This window comes from Microbulbifer sp. ABM4_008, from assembly GCF_056311705.1.
Map to the genome: position 1 here is coordinate 2,729,622 of NZ_CM149970.1, position 18,414 is coordinate 2,748,035.

The following is an 18,414-nucleotide window of genomic DNA, read 5'->3' on the forward strand; positions in this document are numbered from 1 at the left end:
TTATTGGGGTAGTGTAGAATACTACTCTTACTGGAAACTAAATTACTTTTTTGTTCTAACCGAATAAATTTTAGAGAAGCTTGTCGCTATATCAACTGATTCGGGAGAACATGCGGGATGCCCCCAACCACTGGCGCTAACGCCATCAACAATATCATAGACAATATTGTCATCCTTATTGGGGCTAACTCCTGAAGGCACATAATCTAGCTGGAGGTTGTGGCGCAATTTCCATGCGATATTATGATCTGCACATGAACTATCACCGCTAATCCCTAGAGCACCGATAAGCTTTCCATCCTTATTATACAGAGCTAAGCCACCACCAAATACATTAATTCCTCCGATCTTTTTACCCACCATCGGGTCATCTTCTGTGCCAATTTGATTTGATGAACCACCATAAGCGACATTTGTATCAACTGGATTGCTATGCTGTAAGCCATATAAACTACCACCAGGCTGTACAGCCGAAAAAAGGTTGGCCGTTGATAGTGATAGGTCGGGAAGACTGAATGCATTCGCCGTGTTTGCCTTTTGCGCTGAAATAACTCTGCTCCCAGGCCATTGATCACCTCGGTCCTTGCCTGAAAATGCAACTAATTTAACGACACCATCCCTGTCAACGATAGTTGCCCACATATTAAAGTTAAATCCACCATTTTTTTCGCTTACAATATCTTTAAGCACCTTCTGAAGCTCAGAATGCGTTGGGAATTTAACTGAAGCAGCGTCCATACCAACTTCTCCTTTTCTCGCTCAAGTAATTAGCATCCAATCATAGTAGCTTATTGCTTTAAATGTGCTTCAGCCAATAAAGGTCAGTAGAGCCAACCTATACTCTGCCAGCAAGTTTGAAAATTATTTTCTCGCCCACCTGATTGAAGACTGCCTCTATTAAGAGTTATGACTAGTTTACAACCAACAAGCAGGATAGATCATATTAATCTCCATCCAACTGGTTACGAACCATCTAAATTCAACTTAACTACACGAATGATTGACGACCACCAAATAAACACCATCTAAATAAAAAGTCTATATACACAATAAACGATTTTAAGCTAGAAGAATTACTCAAATAGTAAATTACAGAAAACAATCATGTCTTTTTACAACTGACTCTTATCAATAAGCAGGGTTATAACCGGCCACCCAAAATACATTTTCTTCGCCATTTATACCTATTGTATCGAACGACTCATATACCCATAGGTCTGAATCTAAATTTCTATCTAGCTCATCAGAAAGATACTGTATATTATCTTTAATTGATACGCCCTTTGGATTAGAAGACATTATTAGAGCCAGTCCTTTTGCCGGTCTACACTTGCTTAATTTATCAAAGTCACTTCTAATTTTAGGTATTTCAGGACTACCTGTTGAGCTCATCCACCTCTTCATTTCCACCACCACTTCTATTTCTGATGGCACATCTTCCCGGAAAACAACAAGATCAATTAAGTCATACTCGACCTGAATCCTTCTAGCGAAGCATCTAAAAAGGTACCTGGCAATGATGAACTGATAATATCTCTCATTATTTATTTTTAGAATCCCAGCTTGGTCACACGAGTAGCAAGAATTATTGGAAAGTGACTCCTGAAGATACTGATCCTCCTCCTGCAGAGCCTTACATGATAAAGAAATTAAATCTTTTAATATTAAATCCACCTATCCTCCAACTCACTATTACGCACCACATTGAAGAGTTACTTTGGAAATCAAACTTTAAAATACAAAACTGTAAAGAAACATATACTCGCCACCAAGCAGCATCACTGAAGATCATGCTTCACCAATATAGATAAAACTGACTCTATTACTAAGATTTAGCTTGCCTAAGCTGAATGTGATTCCCCTCAGGATCAGCTACGTTACAAACCTTGAAAATTGGATTTGACCACTCACCTTCCATAGCCCTGCCCCCAAGTGTCTCAGCCTTATTCTTTGCATCTTCAAGACACTCCACCATGACAAATAGTTTAATTGTGTTGAAACTTCGCTCAGGGAGCTCTTTGGGCGGGACATGTACAACAATATTAAATCCGTCTTTACCTATACTAATCAACTTATCTGTTTTATGTAGTACGTAAAAATCAAACATTTTTAGATAGAACTCGGAGAGACCCTGTATATCTCTTGCATATATTACGACTCCGAACTTTGATATTTCACTCATGTTCTACCACCATTTTTTATAAGACTTCCAAGCATTTTAACCTAAACTGCACAAACAAATGTTACCCAAGTACAAAAAATTGTTAACAAGTCAAGCAACCATATATTTCCCCCTAGATTAAAGGATGCCGAACTATAGAAATACCTTTTAGTGGCATATAGCAATTGACATATCCAGTCCCTTCCCGACCCACACAAAAGAACAGTTATCAATCTAACGAAAAGACAATCTAGAGGTATACATAGCATTCCCTTATTATTATGGGATTCCTCTATCGATCATTATATCAACAGCAACTATTAAACTGCTAGATAGTGCTAAAAAGCACCTATTCTTAGGCACTTGCTTTAAGGATATTGTTAAAGTAATACACAAAGTTGCTTCTGTTAGAACTTCTAGAACACATAATTTGTACAAGTTACACCTGTGTTAGATATTAACATCTACAACTTTAACTGCCTTAGCAACAAAGCTTGAAATTATCATCTCATCCTCGCACAGAGAGCTTATCAAGCACTTGAATATAATCCTCCCCCATAGATTTCTATCACGATGATAGGGATATCGGGTAGCAGTAGATGGCATTACCGTGGATTTAAGCGTCTATTTGTTTAACCCAAAGATTACAATGTCTTGCAAGTTGTGCTCTACTCTGTAATATCACGTAGAACAAATACCAGGATTATTGTCAGAAATATCATTATGTATCAGTTTACGTATGAGCCTACCCCTAAAAATGTCCTACTGGACCTGATGGGCGTTAACAAGCGACACGAGCTTGGAACCAGTCAGCTCAGCTTTATATCTGATGCATTTGACATTTCTATCAATAGTCTACGAGTAACATTAAATAGATTGGTAAGTACCGAATTGGTCAGCCATGATGGGCGGGGGGTGTACCGTTTAACAGAAAAAGCGATCGCCAAACGTGCTTTTATCAACCGCTGGCAACATGATACTTTTCATTATGAAACTTGGGACGGTAGTTGGCTTACTTGTCACTTACCTAAAGGAATATCACGTACGGTTCGTAGAAAGTCATTATCGGTTCTCCAATGGTATGGTTTTTCCGTAGGCCTCGACCACCTGTGGGTACGACCCAACAATCTAAAACTCGCCCATTCTGAAATAATCGCTTCATTAGATACTCTTGGACTTGAGGTAGGGGCGAACTGTTTTGTATTGCATGAGGTTCCCGATTCATTAGTCTCTCAATGGGCTCACCAGCTATGGGATATCGGAAGGCTTGATAGCGAATATGACGATCTCGTACGGTCCCTTGAGAAAAGCCTTAAGACTCTGTCAAATAAACCTATTTATACAACATTATCAGAAACATGCCGGTTGGGTGGTGAGGCCATTCATCGCCTAGCGATTGATCCTCTACTCCCAAAGATAATAAGACCGCAAGAGAAGTACCAAGAATTGAAGAATATCGTGCGTAAGTACGATCGTGTTGGCCGTAACATTTGGCTGGAACAGTTGAAGAAGTTAGGTGTTGACTAATAATCACAACAAGGTACTCCTCAATGAATATCCCAATTAGCAAAGAAGAACTAAAGCCTTTTCTGCAGCGTAGTGATGCCAGAGCTTGGTGGATAGTAGCAAGCGCTTGGATTGGCATCGTTAGTATTTTTGTTATTGCAGCACTATTACCGTATTGGTACGTATATATTGCAGCAGTATTCTTGCTTGCTGGGCGTCAACAGGCCTTAGCTGCAATCATGCATGAAGCCAGTCATAAAACGCTTTTCGCAACCCGGGCCTATAATAAATTCGTTGCCAAGTGGTTATCTTCACCATTTTTATTGATGGATGGTGATACCTATATTAAGAGCCATCTAAAACATCATCGAAATGCTGGCACAGATAAAGATCCGGATCTGAAGAACTACAAAGACTATCCTGTAAGTAAAAGGAGTCTAGCGAGAAAATTCATTAGAGATTTTTTGGGAATCACTGGTTTAAAGGCAAACCTATATCTTTTTTTAAACGGTCGAGATTTGTTGAGCAGAAATAAGAGAGTTAATTATCAGTTGACACGGGGCCTGTTTGTTAACGGTATCATGTTTGCGGCGTTGTGGGCCTCTGGCTTTCCGCAGTTGTATATCCTATGGGTAATAGCCTACCTTACAGTCTATATGGCCATCATTCGAATGCGTCAAATCGCTGAGCATGCCGGGGTTAAAGATCTCTATCATCTGGAACCAAAATATAATACACGATCGGTTCCAAGGGGAATTTTAGGATTACTCTTTGTCAGCCCCACCGATGGATTAAGCTACCATTGTGAGCATCACGCTTTTATGGGTGTGCCCACCTATAACTTAAGGGCACTCCATAAGTTTCTTAAGGCCCGCGGGTACTATGATGATGTAGAGCTGGCTGATAACTACCTTGGCGTGTTAAGGCAGGTGTTAAGATAGCAACTGAAACTGAATACTTCGCGGCAAAACAGCTTAAGATAAGTATGATACTTCCACCGTATTTTCCATACAGGCAGCAGCAAAAGCCATACTAACCTATCCGTGAAATGGTTTTTTGCTTTGCTGCAATCCAAATCCATACATTAGAGCTTCGCTTTACATATGATAAATGCCGATCGAGCACCCACTACTGCGCTTACCAGGAATATTCTGCACATCCAACAGCCAACCTAATTGCTGCCTCCGCCAATAAATGATTGGAGTTCAAGGTAGGCAGAGGGGAGTTGGAGTCACTAATTATTAGTGGTATTTCTGTACACCCAAGTATAACGGCATCACAACCATTAGCCTTTAAACTTTGAATAACCTCTTGAAAGTAAGTTACTGAATCTGGCGTCGAGACTCCACAGACCAATTCTTCCATAATTAAGCGGTCTATATTGTGTACCTGCTCATTTGTAGGTCGCAGCCAAGCAAGGTTCTGCCCTTCAATTTTCTTTGGGTAAACATCACTTTCCACCAGCCATTTGGTGCCTAAAATACCAAGCTTTTGATAACCGCGAGATTTCGCACTCTCTGCTACAGCTTCAGCAATATGGAGCCAAGGTAGCGGTGATAACTCTTTTACATACTCAAACGCCTGATGAATGGTATTATCTGGACAAATTAAGAAATCAGCACCCTGCGCTTTGAGCTTTTTAGCTGAAGAAAGCATTAGGTCACCAACACCCAACTAATCGCTGTTATTCAATCGATCCACATAGTCTGCCAAAGAGTGAGTATGCATGGAGATTTCCGGGTGTGCATACTCCCCCAAAATTTTGGGGCTTTCAGTACATATTGTTCTATAGCAAAGGGCGGCCCCTTCTGCGGAGCATCCAACTATACCTATATATTTAGGCAAGGTTTTCATATTACTAAACTTCTATCTATTAGAATTAATCCGCCACTTAGAATTGCGGCGGTCCCTTATGATACGCACTACTATCGATACTCACTTTAGAGTAACTAAACTTAAAACCCAAAGGCTATATCTCTACCGATATCAATATTCCCTTCACATAACTTTTCAGCAAAAGTAATTTTGAAGACACAGCTAATCAATGTAACGCCTATCTCAAACGCTAAAGTACGCACCTTTTGATGGGGCAAATTAATTACTTGAGTATAGCGCTATTGATATCACGCTATTAGAGCGAGATACAGTATGGTTTGAAAAAATCTGACAAGATAAACGGAAGGGATAATACTGGTTTTTTGGCTTTGTGGGCTAGGTGAGCGTAGATAAGACTTTCAGCAGGGAGGCCTTATCTACGCACTTGCTATCGAGTATGATTTTTAATCAGCGCAAGTTATCTCTCTCTTCCTTCATGCGCTTACCTATCGCTAAATGCGTCGCTGGATCAAAATGGTAATAACCTGAGAGATCATCTGTTTCATGAGCCTCAACATTGTAGGTGGTATCGAGACAATTCTGGACACCCACCAAAGTAGAAGCTTAAAGCGTCAAGTCAATTGACACAACACAGGCAGAATGATCAAAATACTGGAGTCAAAGATAAAAATCCATGACTCTTCCGCGCAGCACGCAAATCTCTCTCGATGCGACACCCTATTATCACTGTGTCTCCCGCTGTGTGCGTAGAGCGTTCCTTTGCGGTAGGGATGCTAATCCGAAAAAGACTATGAGCACCGACGCCGGTGGATTGAGGCCAGGATGCATAAGCTGGCCTCAATCTTTGCTCTCGATATCGCTGCCTATGCGGTAATGAGTAATCACACCCATATTGTGCTCTATATCGATACCTACACAGCAAACTCATGGTCCACTATCGAGATAATTGAACGCTGGCAACAACTTTTCAAAGGTTCTGCGCTAAGCAAACGTTATCTTCGCGGTGAAGCCCTGGATGCCGTCGAGCTGGAAAAACTTCAGGAGGTGACATCCCTTTGGCGCGAACGCCTGGTCGATATCAGCTGGTTTATGCGCTGCCTGAACGAGTCCATCGCCCGCCAGGCCAATGCCGAGGACAGCTGCACCGGTCGTTTCTGGGAGGGGCTTTTCAAGTCTCAGGCCTTGCTGGATGAAAGAGCCCTTGCCGCCTGCCTGGCTTACGTGGACCTCAACCCTATCCGTGCTAGTATCGCTAATCCGATTACACTTCGATCCAGCAACGCATCCACACAGCCATCTCAGGCCAGCAGCCCAAAAGCCTACTGCCGCTGGTGGGCGGAGAGCGCCGGGATATGCCTAAAGGCTTGCCTTTTCAGCTGGATCACTATTTAGAGCTGGTAGACTGGAGTGGCCGGCAGCTGCACCCTAAAAAGCGCGGCGCTATTCCCGAAAACATCCCACCTATTTTAAATCGGCTGGGTATTTCGCCAAAACACTGGCTCTACCTAAACCGCAATTTTGAAAGCCGCTTTAAACGCTTGGTGGGCTCGGCGGAAGCGGTACGCCAGGTCTGTGCGCAGCAAAATAAACGCTGGGTACACGGGCTGCCCGATTGCCAGCGCTTTCTTTGCCCCGCCCCCTGCTAGATTACAGAAATCCGCTTATCAGCTGCCCCTAGATTCCATCGCTCCCGACTCTACACCCCACCTGATTCCCTATGGACTCCCAAAATGATCTTTTAACGCCAAATTGCCATCTATTTTGAGACAGATATACCGGCTACCAAGTGGTGGCGAAAAAGTTCTTGTCTAGCTTCCGACTCTCCATTCTTTGGATGTTCTTTGGATGTCCTGGATTAATTTCTCTGGATTAATTTCTAATTCCTGGATTAATTTGAGGAATTATTCAGAGACTCACTAGATTCAATGAACTGCTATACGCACGAAATATACAACTTGGATATAGGAAGATTCTCATCATCAATTAATGCACATTCCAGATTTCAGAGCCCACATATCAATAAAATATTGATAGCTATTTACATACCATCAACTCAGATTTTTATTGAGCGCAGAAAGTACTACTCGGGTTGTGGCTGAAACCTCTTGTTTAGCACAATAGCCATATCTTTTGACAAGTTCGAGATAGACGGCAATAGATAAAGGAAAGAGGAAATAATAAACACAAATCCAGCAATAGACCACGCAATAGAAATACTAAAATAGTGAGCTGTATACCCTGCCACTAAAGCCCCTGCCGTCGCACCCCCTTGTGCAATTAAAGATTTCACCGATAGCATTGTTGATCTTCTAGATTCTGGAATTTTCTCGTGAAACATTGCCGATCCTGGAGCCATCGAAATCCCAACAACAACATGCAATAGTAAATATACAACTATAAAACCATACAAATCACTTTGAATTGCAAATATAAAAAATAGTAGTCCTGTACAGAACTCAAGCACCAATAGCATATTCGAATAATTATTTTTAAAAACTCTTGACAAGGGAATGGAGCATCCCTGCCCTACCGCCATACAAACATAATTTAACGCAAATAGAATACCAAACAACCAAAGACTTTCCTTGCTGTCGACTAAAGTAGAAAGCATTGGCTGCCAAAGTTGCTCTAAACTAATGAACGCGACCCCGCTTATGAAGTCAATTAATAAAAGTGGTTTAAAGACTGGATTCTCAACAATCACATCAAAAGCACTCTTAATGGTACTGTGAACCTCGCGGAAAAAATTCGAACCAACTGGCTCCCCCATAGAATCTGATTCACCAACAAAATAGAAAGTACAAAGCATATGTATTAATATTAAAGGAACAAGAAAGACAAAACCCACCTCATAAAACCCTATAAAATCGTAGCTATCACTTACAAATGAAAACCATACTGGGATAAGTCCTGAAAATACTGCCCCAACAGCTAAGCCAATCATCTGGAAAATATTTACTGAAGCTTGGGCTTCCATCAAGTTTGTTTCACCATCTCTAGAAACCACTTTAAACTGCTCAACAAAAAGTGCATCAATAGTTCCAGAGAAAAGAGCTATAGACAATCCATTAAGAATCATAAATACAATCAATTCCGCAAAGCTAGACGACCACCAAAAACCTATCACTACAAACAGTAGAACCAGCTCGCCAGCTATAAAGGTCTTTTTTCTCCCGTATCTATCAGCAAGCGCTCCAAACGGGACCTCTAAAGCAACAGTGGATATTGTTGCTACTGCCAACAATATACCCATTTCATGAAGCTCGATTCCTTTACTCATAAACAACAAGAATATAATCGGAGCAATCATCCCACTTATAGCTGATATTCCAGCCTGAACAAGACCAAACTTAATTATTAAAGCATGTACCGACCTGCTCATCTTTATCACCATTCCTGGTTGAAACGCCGCCATCGCATAGCAATAAATTATGGCTATGCCTAGCTAAAATTCATACTCTAACCTACTGTGATGGGTCAGCACGATTACATACAAGTACAATTACAACCTCACGAATCCATGTTAGGTATTAAGGGTTGCGATTAGATCAATTCACAAATGATATTCATAACTTTCTATTAGGATAGAAACTATTAACTCTTCACACCTAGGAAGTGAGGATTCCTAAAATACAACTCACGAGATGTTAAAGATCAATTTGCCCCTTGTGATTCAATACTCCAACGCTCACAGTATCAACTTGAATATCTGAAGAGGGTGAGTAATTCGAAAATTTTTAACAAAATTCCCATATGTCATTCGCCTCCAGTTGTAGAAGTAAATAATTAGCCGCATATATAAAGATTAAACTCTAGTCGGGCTGTGCGTTTTCACAAAATAAAGTAAAGCTTGTTTTGCTTCGCTACGAGTAGTAAGTGCCATTAATCAGGGAAAATTCTACTGGTAGCACTACCACCTTTCCCGGTCCAGAAAAAGGCAGCGATGAGTTGAAGGAATTGTAATAATGTGAGGAATGAACGACTTAAATTAGGTCTTAGGTACCTCGCTTGGCCTAGGCAAAGCGATATACCAAAGCAAGGCAACCTGAGAGTATATTGGAGTTAACTTGTAAGCCTTTAAGGCAAAGCCAGAGCGGATAAAACCTTAAGAATGATGGTTTTATCCACTACTTAACCCCTGTAAATGAGTCCTAAATCAATGTAAGTTATCCATCTCTTCTTTCATTCTCTTACCTATCGCTAAATGCGCCGCTGGATCAAAATGGTAATAACCTGAGAGATCATCTGTTTCATGAGCCTCAACATTGTAGATGTTGTCTGCAACAGACTGTTGGGCAGACTGAATAGCTCCACTGGCATCACCATAGTGGCTTTTAGCAATAACAATGGGCAAGTCATAATCATTTAGCGCTTCCCGTAGGCCATTCACCAGACAGGTCAAATTCGCCTCATAGTTGTTTTCATTTACACTTTGCCCTCCATCATTCCAACCCTGGAACCAGATAAAACTATCGATTTCAATCGACTTATTTTCATACTGCGGAAAGTAACCAGCCAAGACTTCAGGGTCGCGCAAGGCCTCAATCTTCTCCAACATCGCAGTGTAAAGAGACTCCTGATTTTCCTCATCTTGGGTCCACTCATTAGCGGCGGAGTCATGGCAGCCAGGGACCTTCCAGTCAACTCTCAGGTCAGTACCACCCTGAACCACTTTTAAAAGCAACAGATCGTTCTCAGTCTCTTCACCGAGGTAGTGCCCTAAAGTGAGCTCTGGTCCATAGCGGTTAGTAGACACGCCGTAATTGGGGAACAATTCACCATGGCGCTCAGAGAAGGAGAGAGAACCGGTATCATTCAATGAACCCTGATACTGCAGTACAGTAATATCGTCTCGTGCACCTTCAAGAGCTGCGTCCAGGTGACCATCAGTATAAATCTCAGCTACCTCCATAGCAGTACTCATTTGCATCCAGGCATCGTAATTGTACCCATAGGAGCCATCGCTAGAGGAGAAGTAATATCTACTGATGGTGGCAAAGAGTCGGTCAGTCAGATCAAAGTTACGGCTATCACAGGTTTCACCTGTATGAGAGTCGAGACTGCCTGCACGGCAGAGGAATTGCCCGAGCTTCTGCACCACAGGATCTTCGTTATCATCGCTAAGTCTCTGGTTATAATCGGCTAGCGAATCACTATTATTGATAAACTGCTCTGTTATCTGGTCATCACTAATCGCCGTAGAACCACAGTCGACATCGCCGTAGGTGTAATCTGCATTGGCATGGCAAATCAGCTCTTGCAAGCGATCTAACCGGGTGTTGTTGCCTTCCATATTGGACTGGCCTGCCATAACCACAACTTTTACAACATCCTCATCTGAAGTATCACCCACTGGATCGGTATTTACGTCGCCACCAGATGGATAGATAGCAAAATCATAATCATAAAACTCAAAATCCCTGAAGGTGTCAGGAGTTGTGACTACGAGAGCATAGAGTTCATGATTGGCAGGTACCGGTACTACGGTACTTGAATCTTCCCCGGAGCTATCAATATCAAATGGATAATAACTACGAGAGCCGGTAGATGGGTTGTAAACCACTGCACGACCACGGAAGTCCGCATGAGCTGGGTTATTTTCAGCATCAACCCTAACCGCAATGGTGTAGTTACTGTCTTCAGTAATACCTTCTACCTTAAAGGCATTAAAAGCCCAAGAGCCTGGTACAAAACCGGTATCCATATCAGTCCAGCTGTTACCCGTCCCTTCCTGGTCAAATGTTTGAGTGTACTTATTATCGTGGGTGCTGGCATCAGGGTGCTCACTCAACATCCGACTCAAAGAGGCTGCCTCCGACACCTGGTAGGCCTCACTCTCAACCATATCCCAGGTCGTGATTTGTGCGGCAAAATCTGCAAACAGGGCCTTCATATCGTGCCCTTGTGCTGTTAGATAGGCATCCGCTGCTTCCAGGTCGTTGAGCCCATCCCTGGAGTCACGGAATACACCTCCCATCAGATCCTTACTCACAGCATAATTAGTCAGCCAAGACCAGAAAATATATGCACCGTACTGATGCCCGCCTTTAAAGTCATAACCATATTGGTGATCGACGGGAGAGTCTTGAATGGCCCAAAGGGTAATATGCGGGTGGAGGGCGTAGTAACCCAGCAAGCTGTCTTTAACGCCCGGGATATTGTGATCCGCGCCCCAGCTTGCGGAGGATTCCAGGGTGTACTTACCACTGGACTCACCTGTGACCCTGTTTAGCTTACCCTGATAGGAGTGGAAGTTCTCATGCATCCAGTGCTGGGCATTAGACTGCGTAAGCGGGTTATCCTCCAGGGTGTAATTCTTAACGAACGTATTACTGATTGAGTCATTGAGTTCTAAATCACGGGTGGAACCTTCATCACTGAAGTAAGTGCAAAGCTCGCCTTTTCCATACATGCCAGCTTCAAAGATATTCCTCTCCCATACCCGCTCTTGAGCCACAATATAATGCTCAAAATTAGCCATGGTTTTGTCGGTATCATCCGACCACCATTGGCACTGGTACGTTGAACAAAGATAGTTGTTGTAACCATCATAGGGGCTGGTAGCAATCATGGATTCATTGCACTTACTGCCACCCAGGTCCATGACTTCATCGTATGTCAGCACACGCTCATAGAGTCGCGCATCCCAGATTTTTCCCGCAAAGGGCCCAAATTGCAGCATGTCGCCCAAGTAAGGATAGCTATCACCATCAACAGATATCGAAGTAGAAGCCTCACCGTTTACGTACACGGTTAGCGTGCCATTGTCCACCGTAACTGCGGCATGATTACAGCTACGGGTTTTTAAAGTACTTTCTGCGTTAGAAAACTGCTGACTGTCTTGGCCGCCCAATTGCCCTACAACAACATCATCACTGATGCCTATATAAAAGCTGCCGGAGTTATTACCACCATTAGGATCGGCAATTGATCTCACCATCACTTCATCGCCTTCAGTACTATCCGGGATGAACTTAAAAGACAAGCTAAAATGCGCGAGGCCATCTTTCTCAGGAAGAGCCACCGTCATGTCTGCATTATTAAAGTCGTTGCGACTGACAAACATTGTGCGCCCTTCTACATCTGGATCCGAAGATGCACTTTCTGTTAGCGCAGTGCCCTCAACAATCACAGAATTTCCACCCGCTACATCACGGAATTCCAAGTGAGACGGAACATGCACCAGAAGGCTGTCAGCTGGTCCATCCAGGAAATCGCTGGCACAATCATTTGCCGCAACTTCAATAGTAACTGTCGCAATATTACTAGCACCACTACTATCTGACGCTAGATATGAGAAGCTATCAGTACCCGTAAAGTCTGTTGCAGGGAGGTACTCCCAGCGACGCCCACTTCCTGTTAAAGTGCCATGCGCCGGCTCCGACTGAATAGAATATTCTAGAGAATCCAGATCTTCATCATACGCAGCAAGAAATATAGATTTTGCAAGTCGGCCGTGTGCGGCCATCTGTACCAACTGATCATTGGCAATGGGTAAAGTGTTAGAATCATCACCTTCATCCGTGGTATCTACCACTCCCCCACCCGAATTTCCACCGCCCGAGTTATCACCGCCAGTGTTCTCCTGCGGTGTCGTCTCATCGTTACTACTACCTCCCCCACAGCCAAAAAGTAGTGCACTCAATAGTATTAAAAGCGGAGCCTTCAATATTTTTTTTGATTGAAGATTTTCATTAGCATTTATAAACATTAGTAGTCATTTAAAGAGCTGAAATTAACCAGAAATTTTAGAGAGATATAAAAACAAATGCCGTGAACCAGTTCTTTGATTTATTCTTTGATCTTAAAGTGATTTTTCAAGCAAAGGATCTGGCCTGGATGTGAATATGAGACCATGTGCTCCAATTCAGCAAACATAACCAAACTATGCAACTGCCCTTCAATATTCGCTTGCTATATCACAGAAATCTATAAAATTAACATCGCTCATGAGCAACTGCTCGGCAATTGCTCGATTAAGTAGATAACTTTAATCTGTTGAAATTTGAGAAAACTCATCAATAAACAAGCGAATAGACAAAGTTACCAGCGCTAATCTAGTGATTTAGGGGCTATAAATTGACCTCAAGTAATAGCTGCAATTCTTAATATTACAAGCAAATCACTTGCAGCCCCACAAAGAACCCTTTCGGTGACTGCCCAGCTCGACTCATTCTTGGTCTACTATCCAAGCAACCCGTCACAAATCTAACCTGCTCGCCTGTTACATCGTTAAAGCCAGTACTCTATGGGAAATATGGTTGAATGAGGCCGCTAGCATTTGCATTAACCACCCTGTCTAAATGAGTGAGCGGATAAATTAAACGTCAGCTTTCAAACCTTCCGCAATCGTTTCATGGCAAGCGAATTCAAGACCACTACCGAATGGTAATACTTTGGATTATATCTCTGATAACTGAGGCTCTCTTTCCAGTAACGTTTATTATCCAAAATCAAGATAAACTATCATTCATAATCATCTAAATACCAAATAGTCAATTAGATAAGCTATCACAGTATAGGGTAGATTATACGCCATGAATCAAAGGTCCAATAAAGAGACAAATATAGAGTACACCCTGGCATTAGTTGCCGGCTTTTCTGAAGCTGTATGCATTTTGGGTTTATTCGGAAGCTTTACAACTTTTATTACCGGCACAATTGTTCTCGCCATCACCGATTTTGCAAGCAACAATCCAAACTACATCACAAAAACTTTTATCCTCTTCGCCTTTATCCTTCTTCAAATATTTTGGATTTATTTCATCAGAAGATTACATTTACAAAAGAGAAACCCAGCAACTATCATGCTATTTTTAGAGAGTGGACTAATGCTACTATTTTTTGTCAGTGGCAGCTATATAGGAAAACTTTCATCTCCCTATGCTGCAAATACCTTCATCATCTCTTTTTTTGCAATTGCAACCATGTCTCTTCACAGTACAATATTCTTCAGGGTACTTAATAAGAAGGCGCCTACACACTTTATGACAGGAAACTCTACTAATCTTTTCGCTGCTGCTTTCGAAATGCTGGATAACTATCGTATTGACAAAAGCACGAACGCTCCGCCCTATCCTAAGGCTTCTCGTAGAGCTAAGTACTATTTGGGGGTAATTATGGGGTTTATAACTGGTGTAATTCTTGGCACTATTGGATATAAAATTTGGGGGTTCCTCTCTCTTGCATTACCCGTAGTCATGACACTGTTCACAGCTGTATCGACTCAACGACACGACCCTCCTCCCGCGACCGATTCTTGATATTAATGAATATGAAGCTCACTTTAAGATATCAAACAAAGGGCTAGGATCTACGTGTAATTCAGTATGGGAATGCTCATCTAAACTACTATCGGTTGTGCTTAAGCCTAGACGGAAGCATGCTTCCTCAGAACACCATAGCCTCGAATACCCTGCTTATTATATTCTGTATAGATACGCAAAAAAATCCGCACTAATTTTTAACAGGTAAATCCAAAAGGCCAGTCCACACAAAAATTCAATCCACCGTATATCTTACCGTTGTGGTAACTCAGAAATCGTTACGTAAAACGACCTTTTTTAGTACAAGCCTTTATCATAAACAATCCATAAGAAAGCACTGTACATGAGCTCTTACTTTTTACTCAAAAAACACAGCTATGTAGCTCGCCATAACTTCATCTGCTCTAAATAGTCACCTCACAATGAAATATCCGTATTAAACAAGCCTTCATCAAATACAATTATTTAGTCTAAACTGACATCTCCCCTTGCACATGTCACAATTAATTGAATACCATGATCCCTAGTGTTAGGAGATAGCCTTCGCTATGTTGAAATAAAAGCCCCGCATCAGTTAAACCAAACTCCTTCATTGGATAGAGACCCCCCGTTTACCACCCCCGCTGGTGACTGACAAAAATTATTGATCAGGAATCTTGTTCCAACAATTTCTTTTGCGGAACTTTGAGCGTACTCATATATTGTTCCAATAGCGCCTGGAAAGGATTCCCTGTCTAAAGGGATCTCTATATCATGGCAGCAGGCCATTGCAGTGTCAGTTATCCGTATTTCTTTCGTAACATCAAGCCTCTCTAAACACGCCAGAAGACCTACTCACCGATGGATAAGTAGCACCCCGCATCACTCAGCCCGCCCCAGCAGAGCCACCTCAACCGCTTTGAAAGTGCCAAACTGTTAAAGGGTGAATACAAATGAACATCCCAAACCAAGTCCAATTATTTGGTTGCAAATGAAACCCTCGCCCTATTCTTGATGGCAAAGTAGGATAGGTACTCCGCCTGCAGGTGCAGCGCGGCACTAAGGAATAGAGAAACCAGAAGACGCCATGACCACACAGCAGTTCGACGACTTAAATGTTGTCTCCCAGGAAGTACTGATCAGCCCGGAGACGCTGAAAGCAGAACTCCCCATTAGCGATGCCGCCGAGGCGACTGTCGCTGGAGGACGCGCCGCCGTGCGCGACATCCTAGATCGCAAAGACCACCGCCTGATGGTGGTAATCGGGCCATGCTCCGTTCACGATGTGAACGCCGCAATGGATTATGCCAAGCACTTGAAGGCGATAGCGGGCAAGGTTTCCGATACCCTGCTAATTGTAATGCGCGTCTATTTTGAGAAGCCCCGCACCACTGTTGGCTGGAAGGGCTTGATCAACGACCCTCACTTGAACGACTCCTTCAAGATTGAGGAGGGGCTGCATATTGGCCGCAAGCTGCTATTGGATGTTGCCGAGCTAGGACTGCCTACTGCAACAGAAGCACTAGACCCAATCTCCCCTCAGTACCTGCAGGACCTAATTTCATGGTCTGCCATTGGCGCGCGAACCACAGAGTCACAGACTCACCGGGAAATGGCCAGCGGCCTATCCTCTGCCGTGGGCTTCAAGAATGGTACCGATGGTGGCCTGGAGGTGGCTATCAATGCCCTGCAATCAGTCGCCAACCCCCATCGTTTCCTCGGCATCAATAAGCACGGTCAAGTTGCGATTATCCACACCGCAGGAAACCCATACGGTCACGTTGTACTTCGCGGGGGCAATGACAAGCCAAATTACGACTCAGTGAGTGTTGCAATGTGCGAGCAGGAGCTGCGTAAGTCCAATATCGTGCCAAACATTATGGTCGACTGCAGTCATGCCAACTCCAATAAAAACCACGAATTACAGCCCCTGGTGGTCGACAATGTGACTCACCAAATCCTCGATGGCAATCAGTCGATTATTGGCATTATGGTGGAAAGTAACCTGAAAGCCGGCAACCAGAAAATTCTGCCAAACCTGAGCGATATGGAGTATGGCGTTTCGGTAACCGATAAATGTATTGATTGGGAAACTACTGAGTCCCTGCTGTTAGGCATGGCCGAACAGCTGCGCGAGCCCCTTAAAGCACGCTCCTCTTAGATCTCCCCCTGGAGAGGCCCATAGCGGGCCTCTTTCCTGCCGAAAAGATAACCGCCACAGCTTGATCTCCCTACAAATTACGCTATTCACTTGATAAAGACCCTACAAAAAGAGTACTTTTGCCCTGCCGTAACAGATAGCTGTCGTATGCTTCCTTCAATCAGCTAAATAAAAATAAGCGGCCTACTAGATTGAGGTTGAAATCTGGCACCTAATTTTTTCATTTATGGGAAATAGGAAAGCAGCACATATGGAACTGCAGTCCAACAAAGTACCAATCTATATCTTTGGTGGGTTTACTCTAACCTGGCTACTTGTCAGCCTAAGTTTTGCTCTCGATGGGGGCTCCACCATCTCCTGGCTGGCCACCGCTCTCTGCACTCTTCTCGCAGTAATCACATTCTCATTTCGGGCAACACATTACATCGATGGAGAATCAAAAAGCTATGTTTCCAAGAGACAAGCCCTCTGGCATAGCTGGACCGAGAGGCAATCGCTAGCGGCGTTCAAGGGGGTTAAGGTTGTCTCCTACTCACCCCATACCACAGACCGTAAAAGTAGCCACTCCAGCTGGCAGGTAATATTGGTCCCCCGCCAAAGTAACGGTAGCAATAGTATCCAGGCGCAGGCCTTCCACTCCAAGAATGATGCACTGGCCTACGCGCATGAACTCGCGCTCTTTACCGCGCTCCCCCTACTGGACTAAAGAGCCAGTACTCTTAAGGCACAAGTGGGGATATAGCCCTTCTCACCCTAACCTCCTTTGTTAAAGCTGTTGCCACCCAACTCCGCAGGGGTGCACAAGTCAACTCTACTCGACCCTCCAGTCGAGACAAAAAAACAGAGGAGCCTCGAAATGGACCCAATTCAATGGAAAATGTCGAGTTCTACCATCGTTCGCAAGTTGGACGAGGATGCACACCAAGTAACCTTCCCTCCCCCTCATCTCGATAAGGTGAAACAAGGCGAGCTGCTGAAGTTTCACGCTCATATTAATGTCGAACAAATGCCTGAGGGGCATCACCTAAAAAAAGCCACCATATTTTCCAACGTTCCTAATGGTGGAACATGGGAGCTTATCTGTGATGAAGGCACAGCCGTCGGCGGTAGAGGCAGCGCTCCATCTCCAATTATGTACTTCTCTGCAGGGCTAGCCCTTTGCATGATGTCTCACATCGAAATGCTGGCTAAACTTGGCGGGATCAAATTAAAAAGTGTAAGGCTAGAGCAAAAAACTGAGTTCTCAACCACTTTGAATTTTGGGGGTATCAAACCGGAAGAAGTCTTTGGCAAGGGGGATAGAGTGGAAATACATTTGATTGTTGAAAGTGATGAGCCAGAAGAAAAACTTGTAAAATTTATGCATTGTTGCCGGCAGGCCTGTATGTCACTTCAAACCGTTTCCAGTGCTACACCCGTTGATACCCAGCTCTTTATCAATAGTAAAGCGATTGAGTTCAATTGAATACCCTGGGATGGCCTCACAGACCAAGAGGCCATAGCCT

The 18,414-nt window shown here is 43.3% G+C and carries 14 protein-coding genes; 8 read left to right on the plus strand and 6 right to left on the minus strand.

What is annotated here, in order from left to right; translation table 11 throughout:
* Positions 1 to 42: 42 nt before the first annotated feature.
* The 3 genes from ACYX4J_RS11700 to ACYX4J_RS11710 all read right to left on the minus strand — a co-directional run bounded on the left by ACYX4J_RS11700 (position 43) and on the right by ACYX4J_RS11710 (position 2,182).
* Positions 43 to 738: a GlcG/HbpS family heme-binding protein gene (locus tag ACYX4J_RS11700; RefSeq protein ID WP_476176658.1), complete on the minus strand. Its 696-nt coding sequence runs from the start codon at positions 736 to 738 to the stop codon at positions 43 to 45.
* Between the two features lie 390 nt (positions 739 to 1,128).
* Complete coding sequence (locus tag ACYX4J_RS11705; protein ID WP_476176659.1) at positions 1,129 to 1,674, minus strand: hypothetical protein; 546 nt, start codon at positions 1,672 to 1,674, stop codon at positions 1,129 to 1,131.
* 151 nt (positions 1,675 to 1,825) lie between these two features.
* Positions 1,826 to 2,182, minus strand: a complete 357-nt coding sequence (locus ACYX4J_RS11710; protein WP_444927609.1) for a VOC family protein — start codon at positions 2,180 to 2,182, stop codon at positions 1,826 to 1,828.
* 702 nt (positions 2,183 to 2,884) lie between these two features.
* On the opposite strand from ACYX4J_RS11710, the gene ACYX4J_RS11715 reads away from it, so the two are divergent.
* Together ACYX4J_RS11715 and ACYX4J_RS11720 are read left to right on the plus strand one after the other, a co-directional pair.
* Positions 2,885 to 3,688 (plus strand): hypothetical protein, encoded by an 804-nt coding sequence (locus ACYX4J_RS11715; protein ID WP_476176660.1) that lies wholly within the window; start codon positions 2,885 to 2,887, stop codon positions 3,686 to 3,688.
* Between the two features lie 23 nt (positions 3,689 to 3,711).
* Complete coding sequence (locus ACYX4J_RS11720) at positions 3,712 to 4,608, plus strand: fatty acid desaturase family protein (protein WP_476176661.1); 897 nt, start codon at positions 3,712 to 3,714, stop codon at positions 4,606 to 4,608.
* A gap of 196 nt (positions 4,609 to 4,804) precedes the next feature.
* On the opposite strand, the gene ACYX4J_RS11725 is transcribed toward ACYX4J_RS11720, so the two are convergent.
* Positions 4,805 to 5,323 (minus strand): aspartate/glutamate racemase family protein, encoded by a 519-nt coding sequence (locus tag ACYX4J_RS11725; RefSeq protein ID WP_476176662.1) that lies wholly within the window; start codon positions 5,321 to 5,323, stop codon positions 4,805 to 4,807.
* 1,002 nt (positions 5,324 to 6,325) lie between these two features.
* Here ACYX4J_RS11725 and ACYX4J_RS11730 point away from each other — a divergent pair.
* Positions 6,326 to 6,895 carry a nitrogen fixation protein NifB gene (locus ACYX4J_RS11730; RefSeq protein ID WP_444897541.1) on the plus strand — a complete coding sequence of 190 codons (570 nt, stop codon included), beginning with the start codon at positions 6,326 to 6,328 and terminating at the stop codon, positions 6,893 to 6,895.
* Positions 6,856 to 7,149 (plus strand): hypothetical protein, encoded by a 294-nt coding sequence (locus tag ACYX4J_RS11735; protein ID WP_444897542.1) that lies wholly within the window; start codon positions 6,856 to 6,858, stop codon positions 7,147 to 7,149. Before ACYX4J_RS11730 ends, ACYX4J_RS11735 begins: the two co-directional genes overlap by 40 nt.
* A gap of 434 nt (positions 7,150 to 7,583) precedes the next feature.
* On the opposite strand, the gene ACYX4J_RS11740 is transcribed toward ACYX4J_RS11735, so the two are convergent.
* Together ACYX4J_RS11740 and ACYX4J_RS11745 are read right to left on the minus strand one after the other, a co-directional pair.
* Positions 7,584 to 8,885 carry an MFS transporter gene (locus tag ACYX4J_RS11740; RefSeq protein WP_444897543.1) on the minus strand — a complete coding sequence of 434 codons (1,302 nt, stop codon included), beginning with the start codon at positions 8,883 to 8,885 and terminating at the stop codon, positions 7,584 to 7,586.
* 774 nt (positions 8,886 to 9,659) lie between these two features.
* Entirely contained in the window at positions 9,660 to 13,148 is a 3,489-nt protein-coding gene (locus ACYX4J_RS11745; protein WP_476176663.1) for a sialate O-acetylesterase, read from the minus strand.
* An 892-nt stretch (positions 13,149 to 14,040) separates the two neighbouring features.
* Here ACYX4J_RS11745 and ACYX4J_RS11750 point away from each other — a divergent pair.
* The 4 genes from ACYX4J_RS11750 (at position 14,041) to ACYX4J_RS11765 (ending at position 18,374) form a co-directional block, all read left to right on the plus strand.
* Positions 14,041 to 14,766 (plus strand): YoaK family protein, encoded by a 726-nt coding sequence (locus tag ACYX4J_RS11750; protein WP_476176664.1) that lies wholly within the window; start codon positions 14,041 to 14,043, stop codon positions 14,764 to 14,766.
* 1,069 nt (positions 14,767 to 15,835) lie between these two features.
* A complete protein-coding gene (locus ACYX4J_RS11755) occupies positions 15,836 to 16,909 on the plus strand; it encodes a 3-deoxy-7-phosphoheptulonate synthase (protein ID WP_476176665.1) in 1,074 nt (357 codons plus the stop codon).
* 250 nt (positions 16,910 to 17,159) lie between these two features.
* On the plus strand, positions 17,160 to 17,615 hold the full coding sequence (locus tag ACYX4J_RS11760) for a hypothetical protein (RefSeq protein WP_444905495.1): 456 nt from the start codon (positions 17,160 to 17,162) through the stop codon (positions 17,613 to 17,615).
* Positions 17,616 to 17,765: 150 nt separating this feature from the next.
* Positions 17,766 to 18,374, plus strand: coding sequence for an OsmC-related (seleno)protein (locus ACYX4J_RS11765; RefSeq protein WP_444905496.1), 609 nt, complete (start codon positions 17,766 to 17,768; stop codon positions 18,372 to 18,374).
* The last annotated feature ends 40 nt before the right edge of the window (positions 18,375 to 18,414 follow it).